This window comes from Acinetobacter sp. UBA3132 (assembly GCF_002364825.1).
GTDB classification, from domain to species: domain Bacteria; phylum Pseudomonadota; class Gammaproteobacteria; order Pseudomonadales; family Moraxellaceae; genus Acinetobacter; species Acinetobacter schindleri.
The window spans coordinates 1-466 of the sequence record NZ_DEZM01000006.1 but is presented as its reverse complement, the minus strand read 5'-3'; the positions used below and the strand labels follow the sequence as shown (position 1 = coordinate 466).

1 pseudogene is annotated in these 466 nt (G+C 39.3%); it reads right to left on the bottom strand.

Features of this window, described 5'->3' with window-relative positions:
- Positions 1 to 312, bottom strand: a pseudogene (locus tag B4033_RS00175) (type 1 glutamine amidotransferase domain-containing protein); the annotation flags it as partial.
- Positions 313 to 466 lie beyond the last annotated feature (154 nt).

The window sequence follows — 466 nt, the reverse complement described above, 5'->3', positions numbered from 1 at the left end:
ACCATGTCCACCTGGATAGAATACGGCATCAAACTCATCTGCATTTACTTCGCTTAATTTATGGGTATTGGCTAAAGCACGCATGGCGGTTTCATCTGCTTCAAAACGTCTGGTTGCTTCAGTTTGGGCATCTTCAGCACTGCTTTTAGGATCAAGCGGCGGGTGACCACCTTGGGGGGAGACTAAAGTGATTTCGGCTCCTGCATCAATGAATCGATAATATGGGGCAGCCAGTTCCTCTAGCCAGAAACCGGTTTTTTCGCCTGTGTCACCAAGTTGATCATGGGAGGTCAGAACAATCAAAATTTTCATATGTTTACCTAAGATTATGTCAGATTTAAAATTTAATAAGTAAAATTATTGGATAGATGGATAGGAGAAAAATTGCCATCGTTAAACTGGAAACTTAAATTTAAAACAGCTTGGATTTGATATTTTGTAGCAATCCTTAAAACAAATGTTTTAA